The organism is Bacteroides sp. FSHCM14E1, assembly GCF_019633785.1.
Classification (GTDB): domain Bacteria; phylum Bacteroidota; class Bacteroidia; order Bacteroidales; family Bacteroidaceae; genus Bacteroides; species Bacteroides hominis.
This window is the reverse complement of record NZ_JADKYL010000011.1, coordinates 85,902-110,243: the sequence shown is the minus strand read 5'-3', so window position 1 is coordinate 110,243 and position 24,342 is coordinate 85,902. Positions and strand designations below refer to the sequence as shown.

Here is a 24,342-nt window from a genome sequence, read left to right as displayed (position 1 = left end):
GGCGCAAAGGTAATTCCGGGATTGGACGGGAATGCAAGGTCAAGCCTCCTGTTTTCGGAAAAAATCTCCAGCCCTGCGGGTAGTATTTTTCCCGAAAAACCTTGCATTCCCTAATCCCTACCTTTTCAAGCACCCGAAACGAAAACGACCGATGCGACAGAAAGACGCATAAAAAAAATGTCGGATAAACGAGAGGCAGATAAGATAGTTTGAAACTCAACTCCCTCAGCTCTTGAATCCGCATTAAAAAACAAAAAAATCAAAAACAGCGAAGATATGACGGCAACGGCAAATTTCAGACAAATGGCGCAGTACATAGGGCTTGCGATATGCGGCTTGATGGTACGCACCGCCTTCGGGATGTTCGGCATCTTTTGGGGCATTATTAGAGAGATTGTAAACGGAGTGTTCCGAGTGGCGATAGGTGTAATCGTGGCTATCCTTTCCACTATTGCCTTCTTCGGCTTCATCCTTTGGTTATTCACCCTTTAACCCCTACTGACATGGCAAAGAGAAGCAGCAAAACGGCAGCGCAGCAGTGCAGATACTACGAGGTGGACAACATCTTCGTGTACATGGTGGAAACGTACATCAACGGCAACATATCCGTGTTCCGTGAACTCTACCGAGAACTGAACAAGGACGCACGGAGGGACTTTACAGACTTCCTTCTGAGCGAGGTAGAGCCGACCTATTGGAGAGAAATACTGAAACAGACAATCTAAAAAAGACAGCGATATGAAAGGAACAGAACATTTCAAGAGAACGATACAGATGTATCTGGAGCAGCGTGCAGCGGAAGATACGCTCTTTGCGAGGAACTACCGCAACCCTGCCAAGAACATAGACGATTGTGTCACCTACATTCTCAACTACGTGCAGCGGAGCGGTTGCAACGGCTTCACGGACGGGGAGATATTCGGGCAAGCCGTCCACTACTATGACGAGAACGAGATAGAGGTAGGCAAGCCCATTCAGTGCCAAGTGGCGGTGAACCACGTTGTGGAACTCACGGCAGAGGAAAAGGCGGAAGCACGGCAGAACGCAGTCCGCAGATACCAAGAGGAGGAACTCCGCAAGTTGCAGAACCGCAGCAAGCCGAGAACCGCCACCAAAGCGACCGCACAAGAAGTACAACAACCCAACCTATTCAATTTCTGATTATGAAACCGAGAACACCCATACAGCAGGAAGTCGCACGATTGAGCGAGCGACTGCCGAAATTGACCGCCACACAGAGGGCTTACGCTTTCCGCCATTGCTTCAAACATTACGCCATCAAGAGGGCGGACGGCACGAACATCTGCACCGAGTGCGGACATTCGTGGAGGAGTGAACACAACCTTGCGGACACCGTTTGCGGATGCACCTGCCCGCATTGCGGCATGGAGTTGGAAGCGTTGCGCACCCGAAAGAGCGTGTTCAGCGAGAACGAGTATTTCTGCATCATCACCACCTGCAAGCAGTACCAAGTGATACGCTTCTTCTTCGTCAAGTCCCAATACAAGGCAGGGCAGGCAGCCGGGTATTCCATTTATGAAGTGGTGCAAAGGTGGATTTCGCCCAAAGGCACAACCGTCACCATTGCCCGACTGCGTGGAATGTCCATACTTTACTACGACCTATGGGCGGAATACAGCGACATGGAGGTACGCAAGAACAACAAACTCCGTGCATACGATATAAACCCCGTCTGCACCTATCCCCGACAGCGTTTCATACCCGAACTGAAACGCAACGGCTTCAATGGCGAATACCACAACATACTGCCTTACGACCTTTTCACGGCTATCCTTTCCGACAGCCGAGCCGAAACGCTGTTGAAGGCAGGGCAATACCCCATGTTGCGCCACTATATCCGCAGTTCCTTTGACATAGAGAGGTATTGGGCATCCGTAAAGATATGTATCCGCAACGGCTACACCATTGCTGACGGCTCCATGTGGCGTGACACCATAGACCTCCTGCGGCATTTCGGCAAGGACACGAACAGCCCGAAGTACGTCTGTCCCTCCGACCTCAAAGCCGAACACGACAGACTTATGCACAAGCGCAACAAGGAGATAGAACGCAAGAAGTTGGAGGAACGCATCCGCCAAGCGAAGAAACACGAGAAGGCATACCGCAAACTCAAAGGCATATTCTTCGGCATCGCCTTCACGGACGGCACTTTGCAGGTGCGTGTGTTGGAGAGCGTTGCGGAGTTTGCAGCGGAAGGGACGGAACTGCACCATTGCGTGTTTTCCAACTCCTATTTCCTTGAAAAGAACTCTCTTATCCTATCCGCTACCATTGACGGCAAGCGCATAGAAACGGTGGAGGTTTCCTTGAAGACATTGGAAGTGGTGCAAAGTCGTGGCTTGCACAATTCCAATACCGAGTACCACGACCGCATTGTAAACCTTGTGAACAGCAACGTGAACCTTATCCGCCAGCGGATGGAAGCGGCATAGTATCAACCTATAATACCCAATAGTATGGAAGTAAAAATTGAAAGCATGGTTTGTCTGTGGGACGATAAAATCCCCACGATGTTCCTTGAATTTGTGAACCTCCTCACTCTTGCAACGAGTGAGGAGCAGTTAAGACGGAGTGTAAAGAACTTTGCCGAGAAGCACGGACTTGACAGGTTTTTCCTTTACGGCTTCGGTTCCCACCATTTCTACCTGCACCAACGCTACACGAGCGACCCCGAAATGGTGATGAAGAACAGAGTTTTGTCAGTACATTTTTAACCACCCTAAAATCAACGATTATGGCAACACGGATGACCATCAACGGAGTAAGCACCTGCACGGAAGCAGGTACGGAGAAATACGAGCGTTTCCAATTAGGTATCGGCAGACGCAAGCGGACACTTGTGCAGTACGACTACCGCCACCCCACAGACGGAGAGTTGTTCTCTTGTGTCAAACCCACATTGGACGAGTGCCGAGAAGCACGGGATGAGTGGCTCACGGCAAAGGAAGGAAAGGAGGACAGACGATGAACGCAGCCTATCAAACGCTGATAGTGAAGTTCAGTGAGCCTATCAAAGTATTGGACGGCATCTTTGACGATGCCGAAGCGTGGGGAGTTGATACCCTAAAAGGGTGGATAGACGACTACGAGAGCAGCAGGTTTACCGCCATCAACAGCCATACGGCAGTCATCACAAGCGAGTACAATATGGAGTGCCTGATGGAATGGTTGAAACGAAACACACCCATTGCCGAGATAACAGAATGTTAAACAAGTTGGCGGTGTCCGCACCGCCAACCTACAACCAAGAAAAGCATGATAGCGAAGACTATTTTACAGCAGATAGGCGGCAGACGCTTTGCCGCCATGACGGGAAGCAAGGACTTTATAGATATGGGTAACGGACTGCGCATGAGCCTTGCGAGGAACAAGACGAGTGCCAACCGCCTTGACATCATCTACGATGCCGGCTTAGACCTCTACAATATGCGTTTCTACCGCAGGACGTTCAGCAAAAAGACATTCGAGTGCAAGACGAAGGACATCGAAACACACGATGGCATATATTGCGATATGCTGGAAGAAATGTTCACGATGGTAACAGGACTCTACACCCATTTTTGAGTGGCGGCGGACAAAGCCGCCCTACTTTCTTTCGGTGAGCATGACGGCGGACAAAGAAAGTAGCAAAGAAACCGCTGTCCCAATCTACGATAGTATTCACAAAAACAAGTTTCAATCATGGAAGAAATCAGACAGAACGGAAAAATCATCCTGCACAGCGATGACGGAACAAGCATAAGGATGATTTTCAAAAACCTCACGGGCAGGATTTTTCAAGGTCAGGAATATGTGGAGTATATCCGGCATATCGCAATCGGGGAGATGGGATTTTCGCCCGGCATCATAGAGCATTGCAGGGACGGTGAAGTAATCGGCAAAGGAAAAATCCCGAATGTATGAAAAGCGGAAACTCCGATGAAGTTGCGGCTTCATCGGAGTTTCATTTGTCAGGCATTTGCCATGTTACGGAATGTACAGCAGCGCAAACTCCGCCTTTCTCCGTTTGAGCAGCATGGCGTGCCGTTTCCCCTTGTAGTTGCAGAAAGCGATATATTCCCGGTAAATGTTCCTGTCGCCCGCCTCCAATTTTCGGATCAGCGTGCTTTTGGGTATCTTCCCGCTCCCCAAAAGCCGGTATGGACCGACATTGTAGGCGAGCGTGGCAAGGAGCAGACTGTCACGCCCGAACTTACGGAACATGGCGCAGAACTTACGCAAGTCTTTCCGCAGGAGTGCGTCCGCCTGCCGCTTCGTCATGGTGCGTGCCGAATACCTTTCCCCCGGCTGCACCTGATGACCCCAGCCCACGTATGGGTGGTGTTTCTCCGAGTGCCAGCCTTCAAAATACTTCGTACAGCGAACCGCCCGCTCAAAAGGCGGCAGGCGGTAGATTGCCGCCTGCCTGTCCGTCCCCTTCCGACGGCTGTCCCGTGCGGACACGGAGCAGACCGCCAGCAGCGAACAGAGGATAGCCATGAATACACGCATCATCTTGGCAGAGGTTTGTAATTGCCTATGGGGATGACGGTCTGAATGTCGTCCTTCACGTTCCGGTTGTTGAAGTCAAATTCCAATTCGTAGGAATTTTTGAAATTGTCCTCCACCACCACGATGAAGTTGTGCGCCTCGTCGCCCTCAGCCGTATAGTACAGCCGGAACTTCTCGTTTTCGAGCAGGTAGCGGTCATTGGGCAGAAAAGTAATGCCGCCCGCCATTTTCAGCGTGCCTTCCCCTTCGAACTGGAAATACCGGATGGTGTAGAGCGTGTTGGCGTAATCGCCCGTCCTTTTCAGTTCACAGCGGATTTCCACCGTCTGCCCCTTTGTGACCTTGTTCGGTACGGGCATCGTTTCCACCGTGAACGGATAGGATTGCTGGATGTCCATGTCATCGTCACACGATGCGAGCGTGAGCGACACGGCGGCGAACAGGCAGAGTGCCAACGCCTTGAAGATGGATATTCTCTTGTTCTTGTTGTTCAGTATGTTCATTGTCCTTTGATTTTTAAGTTATTGTTCATTTCTTTTTTGCTGTCAGTTGCAGATACTCGTTCAAGTCCTTGCAACCGTCATAGAGTGCGGAACAGTTACAGACACGTCCGCCGTAGTGTCCTTTGAGGGCTTCCAGCGTCCTCCGCCCGGCTTCGTCACGGTCGAGGAAGCAGTCGATGCGCCCGTACCCGTCTAAGTGTTTTACCGCCTTACCCACGTTGGCGACGGAGTTCAGCACAAGGCTGTCGCCTGTTTCCAATCCAAGCGTGGCAGCGGAAAGGAAGTCCATAAATCCTTCAAATAAACTGCACACGCCAGTCGGAGAACTTTCCATTTTGACCAGCGACACATCCTTCGGCGGCACGCAACCCTTGAAATAACGGCTCCGGATTTCATAGCCGCCAACCACGTTCTGGAAACCGATTGCGAAATACCGTTTTCCACGCACGCCGTAGTTCAAGCGGCAGCAGTGACGGGATGCAACGGCATAAGGGATGCCCCGTTCCGCCAGATACTCTGTTAATGGTGAGCGGAGCAGTGGGACGGCTTCCACCCCCTCAAAGGCAGGTTCGGACGGTTCCGGCAGGTACAACGGCTTTTCCGATGCGACAAACGGCATACGGGCGGTTTCCGCTATGAATCTTGCCTGCGCCATGAAGTCACCGCTTCGGGCAAACTCCCCGGCAAGCGTGAAGATGTCACCGCCCTTGCCCAAACCGAAGTCGTACCAGAGCCGTTTCGCCACGTTCACACGGAAAGAGGGCGTGCGCTCACTGCGGTACGGCGCACGATACCAAAGTTCGTTTCCGCTCCTTCGGACAGGCTCATGCCCCAACCGCGCGAGAAAGTCCGCGAGGGATATTTGCCTCATGGTGTCTATATCCGTCCGTTCCATGCCGCGTGTCAGTTGATGACGAACTTGATGCCCACCCCGAATTGGGTATGGAACTTCTTCGTGTCGCCACCCCACAGGCAACGCTCCCGGAGGTTGGCGAGCAGGGCGATACGGTCAGCCACGTAAAACTCTACATCGAGCGTCAGCGCACCGCCGTAGATGAAGGCGTCCCGGTCGTGCAGTGTCGAACCGTCATGCAGCACTTTTTCGCCCCAATTCACCGATTCATACCCGGCGAGAGCCGAAGCCCCCGCATAGACGAACACGATTTTACGGGCATCGGAAAGTATCTTGAAATAGTAGCCGCCTTCCGCCGTGAACTGCGCCACAGGTATGGCGGTGTCCTTGTACGGGTTGTTTTTCAGGAGATACTCACCTCCGAACACCCATTTGTTCCCCTTCTTCGTGTAGGTGGAGAGAGCCGCCCCGAAACTGTACCCGCCGTCGTTGCCGCCGGGTTTGAAGCCGTCCGCCAGATTCGCCCTGACCTCGATGCCCTGCATCTTCGGCAGGCATCGCTGGGCGTGCGCCTGCCCCGTGAACAGGGCAAGCGACGCGATGATTATTGCGATGTACTTTCTCATGGTCAGCGCACTTGAAGTTCGTTGATGGTATTGGCGCGCACCAAGTCCTCGTTCTCGATCACGAAGGACTGGTGACGGCCGCCGTTCTTCTCGTTCAGCTCCACCACGAGGCACTTGCCGTCGGGTATGGTGAACTTCGCCATCGTGAAGACCGTGCGTTCGCTTTTTTTGCCCGGCACGAGCGTGGCGTAGTTCTGCGCGCGGAGCGGCAGGATGATACGCTCCTGCACGGCGGTACGCTTCGCCACCTTCTTGTCCACGATTTTCCATGTGATGTAGTCCACATCGAAAGGCACGTTGCTCTGGTTCTTGATTTCCGTGTGGAAATACAGAAGCCCGTTGTGCGTGTAGATGCCTTTCAGAAGGTACTGGATGCCGAAACGCTTGCAGCCGATATGCTTCACCTCACGTTTGTTCTGCTTGTGGATGGACTTCATGATAAGGCGCACCAGCATCGGACTTTCGCTGCCTAATTCTTTCAGGTAGATTTCCTGCGCGTTGTTCGGACGGTTCACCGCCTCGCCGTCATGGATGAAGTCGCACATCTCCACGTTGAGCAGCAGCGGTTCGGCGGCGTATTTCACGTTGAAGGTGTAGAAACTCCCGTCCTCCGTGATGACGGACATGTTGGTTTCGTTCGGGAAATTCCTCACGGTAGCCTTCACACGGATGACGTTCTCCGCTCCGTCGGCTTTGCCCGCAATCAGGTCGGGCGAGCCTAAATCGACATAGCGCACCTCCGCCGGGAAGATGACATGCACGGTCTTGTCGTAGGTCACTTCCAAGCCGTGCGGGGGAACCATGCGGTCAAAGCCCAGCTTTCTCGTCAGACCGTGATACAGGTCGCCGTCCGCCTCCTTCTGCGGATAGACCTCTTTTGTCAAGGTCAGTTCTTCACTTCCGTTGGTCGTTTCAACGGTTACGTTTTCCTGCGCGTTGGCAGTTGCGATGCCCATAGCGAGGGCAAACATCATGATTACTTTTCTCATTTTACTTTGAATTTAGTGGGTTGTTGTTATTGATTGGATTTCTTATGATTATACATCAGTTCTTCTCCTGATAGAGCATGACCCTGTACCCGGCTTTCAGATGCACTTTGACGGTGCGCATCTTCTTGGCAATGTACTGGCTCGTGCCTTGTATCAGCCCCTTGCCCAAGTCGGAGGCGAGCTGCGCCCCGGCATTGGTGGAGATGTTGATGCTACTGCCGAGCGAACCGCCCATGTTGGCGGCAACCTCCCTGACGGCGTTCATCTCCATCGAGTTGGGGATGAATATGCCGGGCTGCCCGTCCGTGTCATAGACCTCCAACTCCACCGGGATAACCGTACCGTCGTGTTCCAGCGAGGTGATTTCGATGCCGAGCCGTTCACCCTGAATCTTGGCTGCGCCGACCACCACCGCATTACGGGGGATGATCCGGTCTGCTACCGCCATCGGCTCCAACAGCCGCAACCTGACCGCCTGCCCGTCCGTCACGCTCTGCGCCCCATAGACGCATGCCGGTATGGTGTTCCTGTCCGGTACGGTTGTAACGCCCACCGCCGTGTTGAAACTGCGGTTGCGTTCCTGCGAGAAGGAAGCGACAAATTCGGCATTGCTCATGGGCTGTCCGAGCGAGGACACCACCTGATGCGTCACTTGCCTGACGGGTTTTGCCGTGTTCTTTCCGGTTTTCTGCACGGGGGACGGCTCTGCGGTCTGTCCCGCTGCCGCCTGCGTGCCGTTCTGACCGCCCATGTACTTCGCCGCCAGTTCGTAGGATTTTTCCATGAGTGCCACCTGCTCGTCCATCGTGGAGCTTCTCTCTTTTCCGCTTTCCAGTTCGGATTCGAGGGTGGCGATGCGTTCCAGCAGCTCGTCCATCTCCGCATTGTCGTTCTTCGGCTGCTCGTAGAAGTTGCCGAGCGTGGCATTGAGGTCACGGTAGGCGGCTGCCGAGGACTGGATGGTCTTCGGTGCTGGCTTCACCGCCTCTTCCGTTCCGCCGGGATTGGCAAGGTCGAAGTCGCTGTCCCCATCCGCTTCCACCGTTTCGCGGTCGAACAGGTCGCCCAACTGCTGCATGGCGCGGCTGCGGTTCTCCTGCCGTTCCTCCATTGCCCCCTGCTCGTAGGCTTTCGCCTTGTCACCGATAATCCGGCGGTTCTCCTTGTCCGCATCGGGCATCTCGATGTTGTAGCCGCTTGTTCCCGGCTCCTGCTCCTTGCCGGAGGACGGGGCGAATATCAGCCACATAGCCCCGATGAATACCAGCACCATAGCGGGAAGCACTATCATTTTCTGGCGTTTCAGCCGTTGGGCTTCGGTCAGCGGCTTGCGCTCCTTTTTCGGCTTGTCGTTGCCGGGAGCCGCCTTGTTTTCGTTCTTGGGTTCATTCTTCGTCTGTTCCATATAAATAAGGTATTACATTGTGATTGTTATCCGGCTTCACGGACAGTTCCACCTGTCCGGCATGGTCTATCTCCATCCGGCTGCCGTCATTCCTGCCGATGTCATAGACGGCTTTACCGAAGGTGTAGAGGGCAAGTGCGGCGAATGCGATGAGCATCGCCAGCACGATGCGCCTGCGTGTCTTCGGCGGCAAGCCGTCCAGATACCCTTTGAGCCGTTCCACCAGCATTTTCTTTTTGTCGTGGAGTTTCCAGTACGCACTCCACAGTGATTTCTTGATTTTCTTCATGTCCGTTTACCTTTTGATGGTTTGTAAATCTTTGTTCTCGATGATGGTGAATCCCTCGATGGTGAACCCGTTGGGGTTGTCGTCCGAACGGGACGAGTTCAAGAGGCGGCACGTGGTCACGAGGCTGCGCTCTGTGACGTTGCTCTGCCGGATGATTTTCTGCGTGGCGTAGGTCACGGTGCGGTAGGGATAGCCGTTGAAGTCGCACACCACGCTGTCCACCTTCAGCACTTGGTTGATGTTACCGGCGATGATGCGGTTGTAGTACCCCTTCTCGGCGAAGTCCGAATAGTAGTTGTACACGCTCTTGTCTGCCAGCAGCAACGCACGCTTCACGTTGTGTTCTATCGCGCTCTTTTCGGGCGAGAGCGTGAAGAACAGCTCGTGGAAGCGGCGCACATGCTCCCTCGCTTCCGCCGGACGGTTCTGCGAGAGGTCCTGCGAGAGTGCCAGCATCAGCGACTTGCCGTTGTCCAGCACATAGATCTTTTCCCGCTGCCGCTCCGCGAAGCGGTAGGAACTCCACACGCTCCATACCGTTATCACTGCGCACAGCGAGAGGAAGACGATACCGAACAGGCGTATCTGCCTGAACGATGATTCGATGTTTTTGAGTGACTTGAATTCCATTTTACTTTTTCCGTTTATAATTCCACATTGATTATTTCAGCAGTTTCCCGGCACGTCCGACCATGTTGCCTGCGGTAGCACCCGCCACGCTTCCCGCCATGCCTCCGGCGCGTCCCGCCATCTGGTTCACGTTGCGCCCGTAGCCGCCCATGCCCCCGGCTTGGATGATCCAGCCCGCCACCGTCGGAATGGTGAAGTAGCCGATGATGCCGATTATCATGAACACGATATACACCCCGTCGCTGGAATCCAGCGAGAAGTTGGGGTCGGTCTGCATGCGCTCGATGTCGCTCTGGAGCATCAACACCTGAATCTTGGCGAGTATGGTGCTGAATATGTCCGACACGGGCAGCCACAGATAGACCTGAATGTAGCGGCATATCCACTGCGTGAGCGTGCTTTGGAAGCCGTCCCACACCGATATGGCGAAGGCTATCGGACCGAGTATCGCCAGCACCACGAGGAAGAAGGTGCGGATGGTGTCTATCACGAGGGCGGCGGCTTGGAACATCAGTTCCAGTATCTCGCGGAAGAAGTCGCGGATGCCCTTCTTCATCTTGTACATCCCCCGGTCGATATACATCCCCGCCATCGTCACCATGTCGGAGGGCGACCAGCCCAATTCCTCCAGTTGCTTGTCAAACTCCTCGTTGGACACGAGGTAGGCGGTTTCGGGGTTGCGCACCATCGCCTCGTATTCCAGCCTGTCCTTCTGCTCCCGGTACTTGTTCATGTCCAAAGTCTGCGTTTCGAGCAGTTTCGCCGTACCCTGCACGACGGGCGAGAGGACGCTGTTTATCGTGCCAAGCACCACCGTAGGGAAGAACATGATGCACAGACCGACGGCAAAGGGACGGAGCATCGGGAAGACGTCTATCGGTTCGGCTCTCGCCAACGACTGCCATACCCGGTAGGCGACATAGAAGAGCGCGCCCAGCCCGGCGATGCCTTTCGCCACGCCCGCCATGTCGGCGCACAGCGGCATCATCTGCTCGTAGAGCGAGCGGAGAATCTGGTGAAGGTTGTCGAACTCCATAGGCTACCAGTATCTTTCGTTCATGCTCCCGTACAGCCCCATGATGCGGTCAAGGTCGTTTTTCTTCTTCGCACGCAGGTAGCTCACGCTGATATTCTTGTTGGTGTAGTAGCTCACGAGGTTGCGGTAACGCTTCATCTTGGAGTGGCAGCGTTCCACCACGTCCATGCGCTCCTTGTCCGTCATGGAGAGCGTGGTGATGTTCACCACGTTCTTCAACTCCGTAAGCACGTCATTGGATTCCTCCAGCAGCTTCGTGTACCCGAAGGCGATGGCTCCGAGTTCCTCCACCGTGAAGTTGTCGTCGCGCAGCATCTTCTGGAAGCTGGTCACGTAGATGTCCGTGATGTCGCCTACCATCAGTATGGTCTGCTGCACCTTGCGGGCGTCCTTGACCAGATTGTTCACGGATTTGAGGGCGTCGTAATACTTCTTGCCCTGCTCGTAGATTTTCACCGTTTCCTGAAAGTTATTCACCATGTTCGTGGCGGTCTTCGAGGTGTGGATGATGTTCTTCGAGGCATTGATGATGCCCTGCGCCAGATTGCCCGGATCGCTCACGACCCATTGGGCGGAAGCCCTGCCCGCGAGAAGCAGGCACAGGCAGATGACGAATGTTATTCTTGTTCTCATGTTTCTTTGGATTTTAGCGGTTCTTATTTTCCTGCCGGAGTTTCCGGCTGCGGCTTCACACGCACGTAGTCCCCGTTCGGTGAGAAGGTCAGCACGTCGGTGGCTTCGTTATACGCCACGTCGATGCGGAAGCCGGTGTTCATGAACAGGTTGCCGTTCTCCTCCTGCAAGAGGTAGGTTTCCGGTTTCAGCCTGCGGCGGATGCCGCTCCGTTTGAATACCGTCACCTTGTAGGCTTCGCCCTCCTTGTAGATAAGCACGTCGGGCTTGCCCTCCACGCTTTCCCAATTCCCGCACAGCAGGTCGCGGCGGTTCTCCGCCACGTCGCAGGATTGCAGCACCATGACCGCCAATCCGATCAGACACTTGCTGACTTGCAGCATCTTCATTCTTGATATGCTCATACGCTTTTCTTTTTTCGTTGATAAATCTGTTTTACCGATTATTGATTACTTACTGCTTGTTTCTCCGTCTTTCGGCAAGCTGTCGGATGGCGGCTTCGATGTCGCCGCCCAATTGCTCCGCCAGACGGTACACCTCCACCTTTTCCGTTTCCTCGGTGGTGTACGCCAGATACTCTTCCGCGCTCACCTCGGTGGCATAGACCGCCGACTGCGTGCCGCCCAAGCCTATCCACACCTCCTTGTAGAGCCGTGAGGGGTTGTTCGCCATGTTGATGGAGAGTATCTGCGACTTCTCCTTCTCCGTCAGTCCGAGCAACGCCTGAATCTGGTCGAACTTGTTCATGTACTTGCGCTGGTCAAGCAGGATTTTACAGTCCGAGTTGTTGATGATGCTCTCCTTGACGACGGGCGAGGAAATGATGTCGTCCACCTCCTGCGTCACCACGATTGCCTCACCGAAGTATTTGCGCACCGTCTTGTACATATAGCGCAGGTAATCAGCCATGTTCGCCGACGAGAGAGCCTTCCAAGCCTCTTCCACGATAAGCTGCTTTCTCACACCTTTCAGACGCCGCATCTTGTTGATGAAGGCTTCCATGATGATGATGGTCACTACCGGGAACAGTTCGCGGTTGTCCTTGATGGAATCGATCTCGAAGACGATGAACCGTTTGCCCAGCAGGTCGATGTTCTCCGCCGAGTTGAGCAGGAAGTCGTAGCGTCCGCCCCGGTAATACTGCCGCATGGTGGTGAGCATGTTGTCGATGTTGAAGTCCTCCTTCTCCACCTTGATGTCGCGTTCCGCCAGTTCCCTGCGGTAGTCGTCGCGCATGTACTCGTAGAAGGTGTTGAACGAGGGGACGATGCTCCGGTCAGCCCTGATGCGCTCGATGTAGGCACTCACGGCACTGCCCAATTCCCCGCTTTCGGTTTTCGTCACCTTGTCGTCCTCCGACTTCCAGAGCGTCAGCAGCAGCGTCTTTATGCTGTCCTTTTTCTCCACGTCGAACACGTAGTCGTCGGTATAGAACGGGTTGAAGCTGATGGGCTTCTCCTCCGTGTAGGTAAAATACACGCCGTCCGTGCCGCCCGTCTTGCGCCGTATCATCTCGCATAGCCCTTGATAGGAGTTTCCCGTGTCCACCAATACCACATGCGCGCCCTGCTCGTAGTATTGCCGCACGAGGTGGTTCATGAAGAACGACTTGCCACTGCCCGAAGGACCTAATACGAACTTGTTACGGTTCGTGGTGATTAATCCGTACCAACATTTATTTATTTAATACTGAATATCAGTTAATTATAGTATAAAACACATCAATATTAATATTTTTAAAGCATACAATTTGCATACAAATAGAGTGATTATAAGAAAACAGAAAAGGATATTTGTTGTTAAGGGGTAAATGTGGTAGGAGATGTTTTTATATCTGTTTTCTCTCGTTTTTCAGTGAAAAATAGACATGATACTGGCAAAAAGAGAAAGAAACTCTGTTTTTCTTTTTTCGCCAGCATATATAATTTGCTGTCTAAATAAGTTTAGTTCGTTTTGGATATACAGACAAAGAAACGTACTAAACCTTTGAACTTAAAAATATAACAAACATGTTATGTTACATACTTTTTTGAATATTTAAACAATGTAGTTAAGTACTATCAAGCATATTTCAGGCATTTTTTATACATTTGCACCAATGACAAGTAAATGATGACTGAATTTAATTCATATATGAGCAATATAGACATAGATTTTTTTAAAGAATTGTGTCTAAAACATGGAGAGTTACGACATTATAAAAAGAATGAGTTTATTCTCCATGAAGATGATGCATGTTCTTTCTTCGGGTTTATCTTGTCAGGTGTAGTCAAATACAGTTGTACCAACCGGACAGAAAACAAGCCGTATAATGTCGGTTTTTCCTTTCCAAATGAATTTATAGGCGATTACCCCACTTGCTTATATGGCATGAAATCAGAATTGAATATACAGGCAATAATCCCGTGCGAGATTTACATCTGTTCTTCTGCATTCTTACAGCAAAAATTCGAGGAGAACAAAGAAAGCCAACGGATAGCCCGTATCGCAGCCGAACAGATGTTTTTCCAATCATATTCACGTTATTTGGATTTATTCAGATTCACACCGGAAGAGCGTTACCTCCAACTTTTAAAAAAATGCCCTGCAATCCTTCAAATGGTATCACTAAAAGAAATAGCATCCTACCTTAAAATTACACCCGTACACATGAGCCGAATCAGACGCAAGCAAAGTCTTGACAACAAAAAATAAACATAGGTTTAGAAATTTACATTCATAACAATATTCCAAGAGTATCTTAATCTGCCAAAGGATTCTTTTTTTTATCTTTGTCTTATCTTTGGTTGGTTCAACGAAGAAACAAAATAAAGATTGAATGAGTTAAACAAAAAATAAAAAAGAGAATATGAAAACAAAAGAAATTCTTGGAATACTTATGCTATTCCTCTGTACATTCTGTTTTATAAACTGCGATGATGATAATGAACAGACAAATGAATTAACCCCCGAAGCACTTTATCAGACTTCATGGCGTGGAACAGGGCATTGTGAGGCTTGGACAGTACAAAATATGGGGGTCGGTATGCAATTTGTAGATACTCAGAAAGGGAAAGTAAATTGGGAAGGTTACGATGAAATTGATATTACTTATACAATAGAAGGGAAATATATCACATTTAATAGCAATGCTTTATATTTGGGTGGAGCCCCTTGGATTATCAAAAGCTATACCCAAAAACATATAACCATTATACAGAATGAAATTAGTCCAGATAAAGAGAAAGTAGCTACGATTGAATTAGAGAAAATAGATTAAACTGAATCATGGAACATTAAGTTGCATAAATGTATGCTATAACAGAACAAAGAGAACCGTGAGATTCGCAAATTGAACAAAGAAAGGATGAAAGAACATATAAATACCTTGTAAACAAAGGGGAAAATGCAGATTCATCTAATATTCCTTTATGTGCTATTATTGAGCTGGTCTATGGGCTGAAATACAAGGAAAAGAGATTCACCTTGTTCTCTTACATAGGATTGGTTATTGGGATAGGATGACAATTTATATGCTACTGCTAATAAGGTCAATGTAAATCAAAGTAATATGAAACTGAAGTATATATTGAATGCTATACTATTTGTTTTGGCATTATCTTTTTTGTCTATGTGTATATTTAAGACTACAGAGTTAAGTTTAAAATGTATGCAATTTGCTGTATCTATCTCTTGTATAGGAGCAATGTTTTCTACAAAAAGCAATAGATACATATTTGCATCTATTGCTTTAATCATTATAGGAATATCTTTTTTACTTTAGATGTCCATAATAACGATAATGATTTGATTGTTGCTAATGTCTTTATAATAGTATCTGTCAAGCATATTTACTTTAGCAAACGCCTCCCCCTCAGGTGCAGTTCCTATTCACTATTAAATCATTGCCTAATCATCATCCAAACAATCCAGCGGATTGGGGATTTTTGCTTTTCAAATTAGACTATCCACAAATATAGAAAAAGTGCAGTACACCACGAAGATGCACTGCACTTTTCTCCACATATTGTGCGGGCTTTAACATTTACAGTTTGTATCCTTTGTTTTCCCAGTTTATGGCTTACCCAGTCGGTTGGCTTCCTTTTTCAACCGCTCGGCTTGTTCATTGAGCAGCCTTGCACGTTCCAACGCTTCCGCCTGCTTCCTGCTGCGGAATTCAAAATCCGTCACCGAATCAGTCAGGTTTTGGATGAAAGCGTTATCCCGTTCCCTACTAAAATTCGTTTCCAGCAAATCAAGGCAGCCCCCGTCCGCTTCCCCTTTCATCAGAATGTAGCGGTATTTCATATCGTTGTCCTGCAACTGCTGCATTCGTCCAGCCAAACGGACATTCAGGAACAAAGAAACGAAACAGACAACCAGCCCTGCCAAAAAAACAAAAAGTTTCGGATGTAACAAACCGCTTATCCTCCGGGACAACGATGCAGGTTCGGTTTCCGCTTTTTCAGTTGTGCGCTCCTTACGGTAAGAATCCAACGCATCCAGCATTTCTTTCAGACAACGGTAGGTAGCCGTTACAAATTTCCTCACTTCTCCGATGGATTGCTGCTGCTCCTGTTCCGCATTCCTTATGTCGGCAAGTTGGCTTTGGATAGCCTGCAATTCCTTTTCGGGAACAGCCGGGCTACTGTGGAGTTCCGATAATGCCTGCTCGATTGCTCCCAACCGTTCGAGAGTTTCCTCCCGGCTGGCTGGCGTTACCTGTGCTTCCTGCTTCCCTTTCAGTTCCGTAACCATAGAGAGAAGCCCCTCTAAAATCAAATAGTCTTCCATGTCTTTACAGTTTAAGTCGTTTTTTCTTCTTCTTTCTCAAATTAAAATTAGGTTCTTCATCCACTGGGGGAGAAGAAGCGGAAAACAGACCGAGCGAACCAGTTATCAACGGACTGTCAGCCTTGCCCGGTACAGGTGCTTGTTCCCGAACGGGCGCGAAAGTTATTTGCCGTTGGCTTCCGGCAACATTCATTCCTGCATACCCGAAACATTTGTCCAGTTTGGAAAAACTGAAACTCCGGTCTATCTCCGAACCCTTGAACGTGTATTCACCTTTGGAAAAGGATATGCCCTGTATCTCGTCGGTCTGTCCCTTTCGTTTGAACCGGACGGTAATACCCTTTTCTGCTAACCGCTCCTGTAACTGCTGCCAGTTACGGGATTTGCCGATTTCGTTCTTCACAGCCGTGTAAATCTCGTATTTCGACTTGTCCGGCTCTTTCAGTCGGTGCTGCTTTACCTGTTCTTTTCCACCAGCGAAATAAAGCCCGTGTTTGGCTTTCAGCTTCTTGCATACCTGTTCGTTACGGTACATATCGTTCCTGTCCGAAATGGTCTTGCCGTTATTGTCTATGCGGTTGAACACGATATGCACGTGCGGATGTTCCCGGTCTTGATGACGCACGATGATATACTGCGTATTGGTGATTTTCATTTCACGCATATACTCCTGCGCAAGCTGTACCATCTTCCCGTCTGTCAATTTGGGCGCATCCACTGTCGAATAACTTAACGCAATATGTCCGACAGGCTTCTTCAAATCGGGATTCATCCCGGTCTGCATACAGAAGCTGCGGATTATATCACCCCGGCTTTCAGTCAGAACCCCGTCCGCATGAAGCAAAACCGCCTGCTCCTTGCCGAGCACATAGTTCACACAGCCCTTAAAACCGCTTCCCTTTTTTATTTTTCCAATCATCCGACAAATGGTTTATGATTCCAATAATCCTGTTTTTGAGCTTCACCAGTTCCACCGCCACCAGTGCGAAACCTCCGGCATTCGCCCGGTGCGCCAACTGGTTGATGTTGTTGGCTTCCCCTGCCAGTTTGCGGATGGTGTCCGCATCCTGCCTGTTCAGCCGGGGTATGACCTCTGCCGAAACAACCGCCTGCCTTACATACTCACTGACACGCAACCCGGCTTCCCCGGCTCGCTTCCTGATGGCGTAATACTGCAACTCGGTCAGTTTCGTACTGACAACCCGTTGCTGCTTCTCTATCCGTTTCTTTGCCGGACGTCCCCCCGGCTTATCCTTTATATTCGTCATGGTTTTTTACGTTTGAATGGTGTCTTAAAAATTGCGACCAACGGGAGAAATTTTCTTTGCGGTGAGCAAAGCAAGGTAGTTTCGGTTTACCGAAACATAACCTTGCTCTCCAAATAAACCGCCAGCCGTTGATAGTCCTGCCGGATTAAATGCCCCTGCCTCTCTTTTGTCTTGGGGCGGCACGTTGTCCGGTTTCCTGCTTCGTTTCCTGCACTTGGCTGGCTTCGTTTTTCTGTTCCTGCTTCCTGCCGCACAGGTAATCGTTCAAGTCCGAATATCCCCTGTAATTGTGTGAGAAGTCACGTACACGGTAGGAGTATTCCAACTCGATATCCCGTGTCGCTTCATATCCAGCCTTGTCATTGTCAAGCATACAGTGGATGCGTTCATACAGGGACATCACGTCAAGGGCTTTCGACACATTGGCGGTAGAGTTAAGAATGACATAATCCTGCCTGTCAAGGTCGGGCATGGTCGGACAGTTCCTCATGCGGAGCGTAAGGAAAGAGAGGTAGTCCATGAAACCCTCGAACACCAGACATTTCTCTCTCGGCTCTCCCTGCTGCCGTATATGGGTGATGTCTTTCGGGGCGATGCAGCCTTTGAAAAAAGAGTTGCGCACCTCATAACCTCCTGTCATGTTCGGGAAACCGATAGCGAAGAACGGTCTGCCGTTATTGGTAAAATGGAGTTCCTTACATTCTCTTTTTGCCAGTTCGATATTGATACCCCGTCCCTGCAAGTAACGGAGCAATGCCGGATGGGTAAGGTCACGGACTTCCAAATGCTGGAAACTCGGTTCTTTCCTACGCTGGGGAAAAGAAAAACTGACCGGACGGATGTGCGGTGTCTGTTCCGCTATCCGGTTTAAAAGGTATGGCAAGCTGTCTGAACAATAGAGTTCCTTTGCCAGTGCGATGAGGTTGCCGCCCTTGCCTGCGCCAAAGTCATACCAAAGGTTGCGGTCAGTGTTCACCTTGAAAGACGGTTCGTGTTCCTCCCTTAACGGTGATTTGTACCATAAACCGTTACCCTGCTGTTTGACAGGAGAGTAACCTAAACTGTGCAGATAGTCTGCGATGGGTATTTGTTTCACATCTTCGATGTTCATAACATTTTCTTTTTGGGGATAAAAAAATAGTTGAAAAGTGCACCAGTCCTGTTTAGTCCGTTATATATACACCCGTACCATACTAAACCTGCCTGTTCCGATATTGGGAAATAGTAAGTCCGTTCCTCTTGTATATACACCCGGACTAAACCAAACTGACTTTTAATAATGGAAATCGGGATTATAGCGGTAGCCCTTGCCCTCTTTCACAATCATGCGCTTGTTCACAAGAAACTTGTTAAGCGACACAAGAACATTGCGTCCACGCTCGTAACCGATACTCGCATAACCCTGTTTCAATGCCGCTATGACATTGGAATAGCCTTGTACCACCTGCTTGCCGAAACCGTTCTCCAACGCTTCCCGATGTTGCTGTTCAGTCAGTTCCGTAAGCGAAAAGTTCCTGTCCTGCTTAGGTTGTTGGAATACATAATCATCCACGATTTCGGGTAAAGCGTTGTCATTGATACGGAATGCGAACGGGTCAAATTCCCGGTCACGTATGTGCATCGCCTTTACCTCGCTTATGTTGCCGTCCTGCTGGCTTTTCGTGATTTGCAGGACGGTTTCAGCCTTGTTGTTCAGTTCCGTACCGATATGCCCCCTTGTGTTGTCATCCCCCTTGTTCAAATGCAGCACGGTGTGGATATGCAGGTTATACCCACTTGACCAGCGCATCAAAAGGTTGATTAGGTCGGTTGATTCGCTGGGGCTGTTGATGTCGTACATCAAGTCACGGATTCCGTCAATGATGAGCAACCCCACATCGGGCATATTTTCAAGCATATAGCCGATAATCTGTTTCCGCTTGTCGGGGGTCTGCTCTCTTAGCACGATGAAAACAAAATCGTCCCTGTCCTTGTCGGTAGGCAGTCCGGCAAGTCGCAAAATACGCTCCATGACCTTATGGCAATGGTATTTGCTCTGCTCGGTATCTACATAGAGGATTTTCCGTTTGTTCGGTGGCAGGTATGCCGAATACTTCAGTACCTCGTCATTCTTCAACGCTGCCGCAACAATGGCGGAAATATTGAATGTCTTTTTGCTCTTGGCTTTGCCTGTGGATGCGCTGAAATTACCCAGCGTGCCAATGGTAGAGCCGTTCACCCAGAGTATTTCGGGCGGCACTTCGTAAGTGTCCGTCACCTTTAAATGAATGGTTTTCCAAAGGGCTGCGAAATCCTCTTTCTGCATGGTAACACCCTGCCCGGCTTCTTCTTTCCTCTTATTTTCCATAGTTACGGATTTTCCGGTTTGCGCTCTTGGCGATGGCGAGTGCCGCCTCGTCCTTGTCGTTCACCCTTTTTGCAAGGTTTTCCGCCCACGTGAGAAGCTCTTTCCGTGAGAAAAGCAATTTGTTCCCGTATTTGCGGAACGGCACTTCCTTTTTTGCGGTCAGCTTGTAGAGCCGTGCCTTTGAAATCAGAAAACCGTGTCGTTCCAGCACCTCTACCGCCACATCGGGCGTGAGGTTGTCGGGTTCGTTCCTCGGCTGGGTGAATCCTGCCAATGACTGGGAAACGGTTTCGCTCACGATAGCCCGGAGTTCTTCGGGCGTTGTCAGAATAATGTTCGTCATATTTTCTTCCTTTTTTAGTTATTACTTGGCTACCGTCATAGCCGTTGCAACCGGTTGATGCCGCAAAGGAAGAATAAAAGAAACCGATTATTCAATTACTAATCACTTGACACAGACCGGACAACTTGGGACAATGCAGGACATCCGGCAAGATTGGAGCGGGATAAAAAAAGGGACAAACGATGTATTGGTGATTTTGTCCTTCCAACACACCGTTTGTCCTATGTATGTTAAGTGATTATGCGAATGCCGCTATTTCACATCCTTTAACCTTTCAAGTTGGGAAACGACTTCTTTTATTACGAAATATTTGTTTCCCGACAGCCCTATGTTCGAACGGGATATGAAACCGAGTTCCTCCCACCGGGCTACGGTCTGCCTGCTCACGCCCGCCATTTTCGCCAATGTCTTTTGGTCTATCAGTTCCCTGCCCTCGAATACGGGGTACTTGTATTTACGGGTGGCATGGCTGAACCTTATTTTCTCTATCGCCTTGTCCACGTCTTTAACAGTAGGGGGAATATATGATTTCACTTGCAGTACGGCTTCTTCTATTTCGTAGCCTGCGTATTCGGGATTCTGCGCCAGTTCCCCGTAAATGGCACTGAAACATTCAAGGTGTCTAATCTTCACCGTCTTGGTTTTCTTGTTCGGCATGGCTCAATCGAATTTGGTTAATAACTGCGCATTCCTTATCCGCTCCTCCTGCTCGAAACTGGCGAGGTAGTTCTCCGTGATGGCAAGGCTTGAATGCCCCAAACTCTCGGATATGTAAGCGATGTTCGTTCCGCTGCGTTTTAAGACAGTCGCATAGGAATGCCGGGCGGAATAGGTCGTGAAACGTGGGACACCGACAGCTTGGGCTATTTTAGCCAAAGCGATGTTGCAACGGTGCGTTACCCGTCTGACAATATTGGAAATGACAAATTCGTCCTCCGTTTCTCTGGCGTACTTGAACAGGAAAGTATCGGGTTTCCCATCGTCAGGGTTTCCCCACCGTTTTATAATATCCCGCATTTCGGGAGTGAGTACCGCCCTTATTTCCCGTATATGGTTGGACGTGTGCGATGTCTTGGAGCGTACAAAGCAGATTTCACCGTCCACGATGTTCCCATACCGCAAGAAAAGCATATCCCTGAAATTGATACCGTTGCACAGGTAGGAGAAAAACCAAAAATCCCGGTACTTCTCAACGGTCTTGCTGCCCTTGTATGTCACGACTTTTTTTATCTGTTCCATCGTCAAGGCTAACTTTCGGCTGTTGCCGCTCGGAATCTCGTACTTCCCCCTGCCGAACGGGTATTGGGCTTCTCTTAAAATCCCGTTGCGTCTTGCGTCATTCACCACGCATTTAAGGGCTTTCATATAGAAATTTATGGTGGTGACGGTCTTGCCCTCGTTCCGCAGGAACTTGTCAAGGCGTGACAGCCAGTCCGCAGAAACCGCAGAGAACGGCACGCTGCCGCCTGCGAACCGTTCTATGCTTTTCAACGTGCTGCGGTAGTTATAATAGGAATTTACCTGCCCGTTGAGTTTGAATGCGTCTATTTTCCCCTGTATGGCTGTGTTAAGGGTTGTACCCGTACACCTGCCCAACCTCATGCTGAGCGCATCGAAACAGAAGTCCCCACGTTCCGCAAGGGCTTCCACTTGGCTTTTTATGATGGAGAAACTGTTTTCCACGCTTGCCCGTATCTCAATCAGTCTGCGGCTCTTGCTTTCGGCAAGGATTTCCCAGTCCTCTTTGGACAATTCCTTTCCGGTGGAATAATATTTCTGCTTGCGGTTGTGTATCACTTGTATCTTGACAGGGAACAGACCGCTTTTCTTCGCCCTACGTGCATCCAGTACCGATAGTACGGATATTCCATCTTTTGAATACTTGAACATAGGCTGCCTTGTTTATTGTTATACGTCTATTTTGTACATACGATTTGCATACAAAAATAGAGATTATCGGAAAAAACAGCAAATCAAAAGCCAAATCATTTCCCTAATAATCTCTAAATATCAGTTATTTATATACAAACTCAAACAATATAAAAATGGTAAAAATATAGGGTATTATTACGGTTGGTGGTGATGCCCCGCTTCATCGGCAGGTCACTGATGTCGAGGTGCAGCGGTTTTCCCGTGAGCCTGTCCACCATCTTGATGCCGAAGGGCGAGAGCGAGCTGCGGTAGTTGGTTTCCTCCGTGAAGAGGCACACCGCCTGTTCGATGAAGGTGTGGAAACTCTCTTCCGCCGGAAAGTCCGCCGCGTTGCCGGGCATAGCCGCCCAATAAAGTGTCGGGCAGTCGATGGTGTTGTGGCGCGGCACGCACTCCATGCTTGCCAGCTGGCTGCCCACGTCGTTCTTTATGTGCTTCAGCTCTTCCGCGTCGTCGCTCCACGCCATGACGTTGAAGTGCGCCCGCACCGAGGTCAGCCCGTAGGAGTGCGCCTCGTTCAGGTAGCGGTCTATCCACTCGCGGTTGATGCTGTTGCTCCGGCTGTATCGGGATAACGACTGCATATTCCTTGCGGACTTCTCGAATTTTTGAAGGTTCTCCTCGCTGTTGTCGATAATCACGTACTGGTTGTAAATGTGGTTGCAGGAGAGCAGCAGCCCCACCGGGGAGGCGAAGGAGAGGCGGCAGTCCGAGCGGTCGGTGGAGAGTTTCTCATACCGTGTGTCGGTAGCCACCGTGCCGGGAAGGTCTTCCGCGTCGGACAGGGTGTGCAGGCACAGGCGATTGTCGCCGATGCGCATCTCCCGTGCCGAGAGGTCTATGTCCTGTAACGTGGCGTCGCCTTCGGGCATGAGCGAGAAGTAACGCTCTATCAGTCCGGCTTTGCCGTCTGTCCCCACGATCTCGTCGGTGGAGAGGCGGCGCAGCCTGACAAAGCCGCTGTCGTTGATGATGCGCTCGAACTGTTCCGCAGCCTCCATGAACTTCGCGGCTGTTTCCTTGTCCAGTTCCTTCGGGATGATATGCCCCCGGCACAGCGTGCTGAAATTGCTCTGCATCCGGTTACGCTCCTTCGTCGTCTTGGTCAGGTAGAGGTAGCACGTGTGCTTCAGGTACGGTCGCTCGTTGAAGTGCCGCTCGAAAGAGCGGCTCAAAAAACTCATGTCGTCCTTGTGAAGTTCCGGCGTGTACTTCTCCTTGATGAACCAGTCCTGCTTGTGGACGACGGAGAAGTCCGGCAGCACCTTGATCGCCTTGCACCAGCAGCCGTGTATAGCCTCGTACTCCGCACCCGTCACGGTATAAAGCTCCGGCAGTTCCACCTCGAAAGCCACCGTGATGTCGGCGTCTTTGGAGATGATGCAACCTTGCTCCACCGCCAATAGCGGGAACTTGTTTTCCAGTGTTGTCATTTTGGATGTATTCCTCATGTCGTTTCTTCCTTTCGTTTCCGTTTGAATAATCGGGTGATCCGCCGCCGGTTGATAAGGTATCGGGGATGGCTCCTTGTTGCCCCTAATTTCATCAGTCCGTGTTCGCCGTACCGGGCGTTCAGCGCGAAGGTCTGCCATACGAGGATGGAAGACGATGCCACGCCGAAGCCGATACATACCCACTGGTCGATGCCGACCATGTAGAGGATGACGAACAGGACGAAGAGAGCCAGCAGACCTCCGCAGAAGATGAAGAGGTACTGAGCCTTCAAACCCTTGAACTCTACCGGACGGCCGATACCCTTGTTTATCGGGTATTCAGCCATACATTGTTTATTAAAGGAAGAATGAGCGCAGGATGGTGGCGGCGACAATCAGGAAGATGCACGCCCCGAACCACGAGGCGGCAGTCTTGGATGTGTCGGGATCGCCGGACGAGAATTTCCCATACACTTTCACGCCCCCGATAAGCCCGACTACCGCGCCGATGGCGTAGATGAGTTTCGTGCCGGGGTCGAAGTACGAACTCACCATAGAGGTGGCTTCGTTGATGCCCGCGATGCCGTTTCCCTGCGCGAAGGCGGAGGCGGTTGCGGCAACCAGAAGTGCCGCAGAGAGGATAAGTTTCTGTCTGTTGTTCTTGTTCATAAACTGTTCTTGTTTTGTGCCGTCCAAAGGGTGGATGGTCCTTTGTCGGGCGGTTGATACTCGATTACTTTACTTTGGTTTAGTGGGTTGCCCGTTTGTTT

Annotated in this window: 32 protein-coding genes and 2 pseudogenes; 11 read left to right on the top strand and 23 right to left on the bottom strand. The window is 50.5% G+C overall.

Annotated features, from left to right (window positions below; translation table 11 throughout):
• Positions 1 to 276 precede the first annotated feature (276 nt).
• The 9 genes from ISX59_RS16215 to ISX59_RS16175 all read left to right on the top strand — a co-directional run bounded on the left by ISX59_RS16215 (position 277) and on the right by ISX59_RS16175 (position 3,924).
• A complete protein-coding gene (locus ISX59_RS16215; protein WP_007366490.1) occupies positions 277 to 492 on the top strand; it encodes a hypothetical protein in 216 nt (71 codons plus the stop codon).
• Positions 493 to 503: 11 nt separating this feature from the next.
• The gene (locus ISX59_RS16210; RefSeq protein WP_007366491.1) at positions 504 to 725 is read left to right on the top strand and encodes a hypothetical protein; all 222 of its coding nucleotides are present in this window, start codon (positions 504 to 506) and stop codon (positions 723 to 725) included.
• Positions 726 to 738: 13 nt separating this feature from the next.
• On the top strand, positions 739 to 1,161 hold the full coding sequence (locus tag ISX59_RS16205; RefSeq protein ID WP_007366492.1) for a PcfK-like family protein: 423 nt from the start codon (positions 739 to 741) through the stop codon (positions 1,159 to 1,161).
• A gap of 2 nt (positions 1,162 to 1,163) precedes the next feature.
• The gene (locus ISX59_RS16200) at positions 1,164 to 2,453 is read left to right on the top strand and encodes a PcfJ domain-containing protein (protein ID WP_014224642.1); all 1,290 of its coding nucleotides are present in this window, start codon (positions 1,164 to 1,166) and stop codon (positions 2,451 to 2,453) included.
• Positions 2,454 to 2,477: 24 nt separating this feature from the next.
• Positions 2,478 to 2,735: a hypothetical protein gene (locus ISX59_RS16195; protein ID WP_007366494.1), complete on the top strand. Its 258-nt coding sequence runs from the start codon at positions 2,478 to 2,480 to the stop codon at positions 2,733 to 2,735.
• Between the two features lie 20 nt (positions 2,736 to 2,755).
• Positions 2,756 to 2,989, top strand: coding sequence for a DUF3873 domain-containing protein (locus ISX59_RS16190; protein ID WP_007366495.1), 234 nt, complete (start codon positions 2,756 to 2,758; stop codon positions 2,987 to 2,989).
• Positions 2,986 to 3,231 (top strand): hypothetical protein, encoded by a 246-nt coding sequence (locus tag ISX59_RS16185; RefSeq protein WP_007366496.1) that lies wholly within the window; start codon positions 2,986 to 2,988, stop codon positions 3,229 to 3,231. The genes ISX59_RS16190 and ISX59_RS16185 overlap by 4 nt, the downstream gene beginning before the upstream one ends.
• Positions 3,232 to 3,276: 45 nt before the next feature.
• A complete protein-coding gene (locus tag ISX59_RS16180; protein ID WP_007366497.1) occupies positions 3,277 to 3,585 on the top strand; it encodes a hypothetical protein in 309 nt (102 codons plus the stop codon).
• Positions 3,586 to 3,702: 117 nt separating this feature from the next.
• Entirely contained in the window at positions 3,703 to 3,924 is a 222-nt protein-coding gene (locus ISX59_RS16175; RefSeq protein WP_007366498.1) for a hypothetical protein, read from the top strand.
• A 63-nt stretch (positions 3,925 to 3,987) separates the two neighbouring features.
• On the opposite strand, the gene ISX59_RS16170 is transcribed toward ISX59_RS16175, so the two are convergent.
• From ISX59_RS16170 to ISX59_RS16115, 12 genes and pseudogenes are all read right to left on the bottom strand, one after another.
• The gene (locus tag ISX59_RS16170) at positions 3,988 to 4,515 is read right to left on the bottom strand and encodes a lysozyme (protein WP_007366499.1); all 528 of its coding nucleotides are present in this window, start codon (positions 4,513 to 4,515) and stop codon (positions 3,988 to 3,990) included.
• Positions 4,512 to 5,015 carry a DUF3872 domain-containing protein gene (locus ISX59_RS16165; RefSeq protein WP_007366500.1) on the bottom strand — a complete coding sequence of 168 codons (504 nt, stop codon included), beginning with the start codon at positions 5,013 to 5,015 and terminating at the stop codon, positions 4,512 to 4,514. The genes ISX59_RS16170 and ISX59_RS16165 overlap by 4 nt, the downstream gene beginning before the upstream one ends.
• Positions 5,016 to 5,040: 25 nt before the next feature.
• Positions 5,041 to 5,910, bottom strand: a complete 870-nt coding sequence (locus tag ISX59_RS16160) for a toprim domain-containing protein (RefSeq protein ID WP_007366501.1) — start codon at positions 5,908 to 5,910, stop codon at positions 5,041 to 5,043.
• Positions 5,911 to 5,918: 8 nt separating this feature from the next.
• Complete coding sequence (locus ISX59_RS16155; RefSeq protein ID WP_007366502.1) at positions 5,919 to 6,494, bottom strand: conjugal transfer protein TraO; 576 nt, start codon at positions 6,492 to 6,494, stop codon at positions 5,919 to 5,921.
• A 2-nt stretch (positions 6,495 to 6,496) separates the two neighbouring features.
• Positions 6,497 to 7,483, bottom strand: a complete 987-nt coding sequence (gene traN / locus ISX59_RS16150) for a conjugative transposon protein TraN (protein ID WP_007366503.1) — start codon at positions 7,481 to 7,483, stop codon at positions 6,497 to 6,499.
• Between the two features lie 55 nt (positions 7,484 to 7,538).
• Entirely contained in the window at positions 7,539 to 8,888 is a 1,350-nt protein-coding gene (gene traM / locus ISX59_RS16145; protein WP_007366504.1) for a conjugative transposon protein TraM, read from the bottom strand.
• Positions 8,869 to 9,177: a TraL conjugative transposon family protein gene (locus tag ISX59_RS16140; protein ID WP_007366505.1), complete on the bottom strand. Its 309-nt coding sequence runs from the start codon at positions 9,175 to 9,177 to the stop codon at positions 8,869 to 8,871. Before ISX59_RS16140 ends, traM begins: the two co-directional genes overlap by 20 nt.
• Positions 9,178 to 9,183: 6 nt before the next feature.
• On the bottom strand, positions 9,184 to 9,807 hold the full coding sequence (gene traK, locus ISX59_RS16135; RefSeq protein WP_007366506.1) for a conjugative transposon protein TraK: 624 nt from the start codon (positions 9,805 to 9,807) through the stop codon (positions 9,184 to 9,186).
• Between the two features lie 31 nt (positions 9,808 to 9,838).
• Positions 9,839 to 10,843, bottom strand: a complete 1,005-nt coding sequence (gene traJ / locus ISX59_RS16130; RefSeq protein WP_007366507.1) for a conjugative transposon protein TraJ — start codon at positions 10,841 to 10,843, stop codon at positions 9,839 to 9,841.
• 3 nt (positions 10,844 to 10,846) lie between these two features.
• Positions 10,847 to 11,476 carry a DUF4141 domain-containing protein gene (locus ISX59_RS16125; RefSeq protein WP_007366508.1) on the bottom strand — a complete coding sequence of 210 codons (630 nt, stop codon included), beginning with the start codon at positions 11,474 to 11,476 and terminating at the stop codon, positions 10,847 to 10,849.
• A 23-nt stretch (positions 11,477 to 11,499) separates the two neighbouring features.
• Entirely contained in the window at positions 11,500 to 11,880 is a 381-nt protein-coding gene (locus tag ISX59_RS16120) for a DUF3876 domain-containing protein (protein WP_007366509.1), read from the bottom strand.
• 49 nt (positions 11,881 to 11,929) lie between these two features.
• Positions 11,930 to 13,135, bottom strand: a pseudogene (locus tag ISX59_RS16115) (TraG family conjugative transposon ATPase); the annotation flags it as partial.
• Positions 13,136 to 13,588: 453 nt separating this feature from the next.
• Here ISX59_RS16115 and ISX59_RS16110 point away from each other — a divergent pair.
• Together ISX59_RS16110 and ISX59_RS16105 are read left to right on the top strand one after the other, a co-directional pair.
• Positions 13,589 to 14,170 (top strand): Crp/Fnr family transcriptional regulator, encoded by a 582-nt coding sequence (locus tag ISX59_RS16110; protein ID WP_007656457.1) that lies wholly within the window; start codon positions 13,589 to 13,591, stop codon positions 14,168 to 14,170.
• Between the two features lie 154 nt (positions 14,171 to 14,324).
• Complete coding sequence (locus ISX59_RS16105) at positions 14,325 to 14,735, top strand: hypothetical protein (protein ID WP_007656455.1); 411 nt, start codon at positions 14,325 to 14,327, stop codon at positions 14,733 to 14,735.
• Positions 14,736 to 15,529: 794 nt separating this feature from the next.
• Here the strand turns inward: ISX59_RS16105 and ISX59_RS16100 are convergent.
• The 11 genes and pseudogenes from ISX59_RS16100 to ISX59_RS16055 all read right to left on the bottom strand — a co-directional run bounded on the left by ISX59_RS16100 (position 15,530) and on the right by ISX59_RS16055 (position 24,241).
• The gene (locus ISX59_RS16100; RefSeq protein ID WP_007656452.1) at positions 15,530 to 16,249 is read right to left on the bottom strand and encodes a hypothetical protein; all 720 of its coding nucleotides are present in this window, start codon (positions 16,247 to 16,249) and stop codon (positions 15,530 to 15,532) included.
• Between the two features lie 4 nt (positions 16,250 to 16,253).
• Complete coding sequence (locus ISX59_RS16095) at positions 16,254 to 17,168, bottom strand: relaxase/mobilization nuclease domain-containing protein (protein ID WP_007656451.1); 915 nt, start codon at positions 17,166 to 17,168, stop codon at positions 16,254 to 16,256.
• The gene (locus ISX59_RS16090; RefSeq protein ID WP_134988014.1) at positions 17,134 to 17,517 is read right to left on the bottom strand and encodes a MobC family plasmid mobilization relaxosome protein; all 384 of its coding nucleotides are present in this window, start codon (positions 17,515 to 17,517) and stop codon (positions 17,134 to 17,136) included. Before ISX59_RS16090 ends, ISX59_RS16095 begins: the two co-directional genes overlap by 35 nt.
• Positions 17,518 to 17,662: 145 nt before the next feature.
• On the bottom strand, positions 17,663 to 18,628 hold the full coding sequence (locus ISX59_RS16085) for a toprim domain-containing protein (protein ID WP_007656447.1): 966 nt from the start codon (positions 18,626 to 18,628) through the stop codon (positions 17,663 to 17,665).
• A 162-nt stretch (positions 18,629 to 18,790) separates the two neighbouring features.
• Positions 18,791 to 19,864 carry an AAA family ATPase gene (locus ISX59_RS16080; protein WP_007656440.1) on the bottom strand — a complete coding sequence of 358 codons (1,074 nt, stop codon included), beginning with the start codon at positions 19,862 to 19,864 and terminating at the stop codon, positions 18,791 to 18,793.
• Entirely contained in the window at positions 19,854 to 20,207 is a 354-nt protein-coding gene (locus ISX59_RS16075) for a helix-turn-helix domain-containing protein (protein WP_005856071.1), read from the bottom strand. The genes ISX59_RS16080 and ISX59_RS16075 overlap by 11 nt, the downstream gene beginning before the upstream one ends.
• A 252-nt stretch (positions 20,208 to 20,459) precedes the next feature.
• On the bottom strand, positions 20,460 to 20,864 hold the full coding sequence (locus ISX59_RS16070) for a helix-turn-helix domain-containing protein (protein ID WP_118421078.1): 405 nt from the start codon (positions 20,862 to 20,864) through the stop codon (positions 20,460 to 20,462).
• 3 nt (positions 20,865 to 20,867) lie between these two features.
• A complete protein-coding gene (locus tag ISX59_RS16065; protein WP_117678389.1) occupies positions 20,868 to 22,097 on the bottom strand; it encodes a site-specific integrase in 1,230 nt (409 codons plus the stop codon).
• A gap of 176 nt (positions 22,098 to 22,273) precedes the next feature.
• Positions 22,274 to 23,590, bottom strand: a pseudogene (locus ISX59_RS16060) (TraG family conjugative transposon ATPase); the annotation flags it as partial.
• A complete protein-coding gene (locus ISX59_RS21275; protein ID WP_007366512.1) occupies positions 23,587 to 23,919 on the bottom strand; it encodes a DUF4133 domain-containing protein in 333 nt (110 codons plus the stop codon). The gene ISX59_RS21275 and the pseudogene ISX59_RS16060, both read right to left, overlap by 4 nt.
• Positions 23,920 to 23,929: 10 nt before the next feature.
• Positions 23,930 to 24,241: a DUF4134 domain-containing protein gene (locus ISX59_RS16055; RefSeq protein WP_009016663.1), complete on the bottom strand. Its 312-nt coding sequence runs from the start codon at positions 24,239 to 24,241 to the stop codon at positions 23,930 to 23,932.
• Positions 24,242 to 24,342 lie beyond the last annotated feature (101 nt).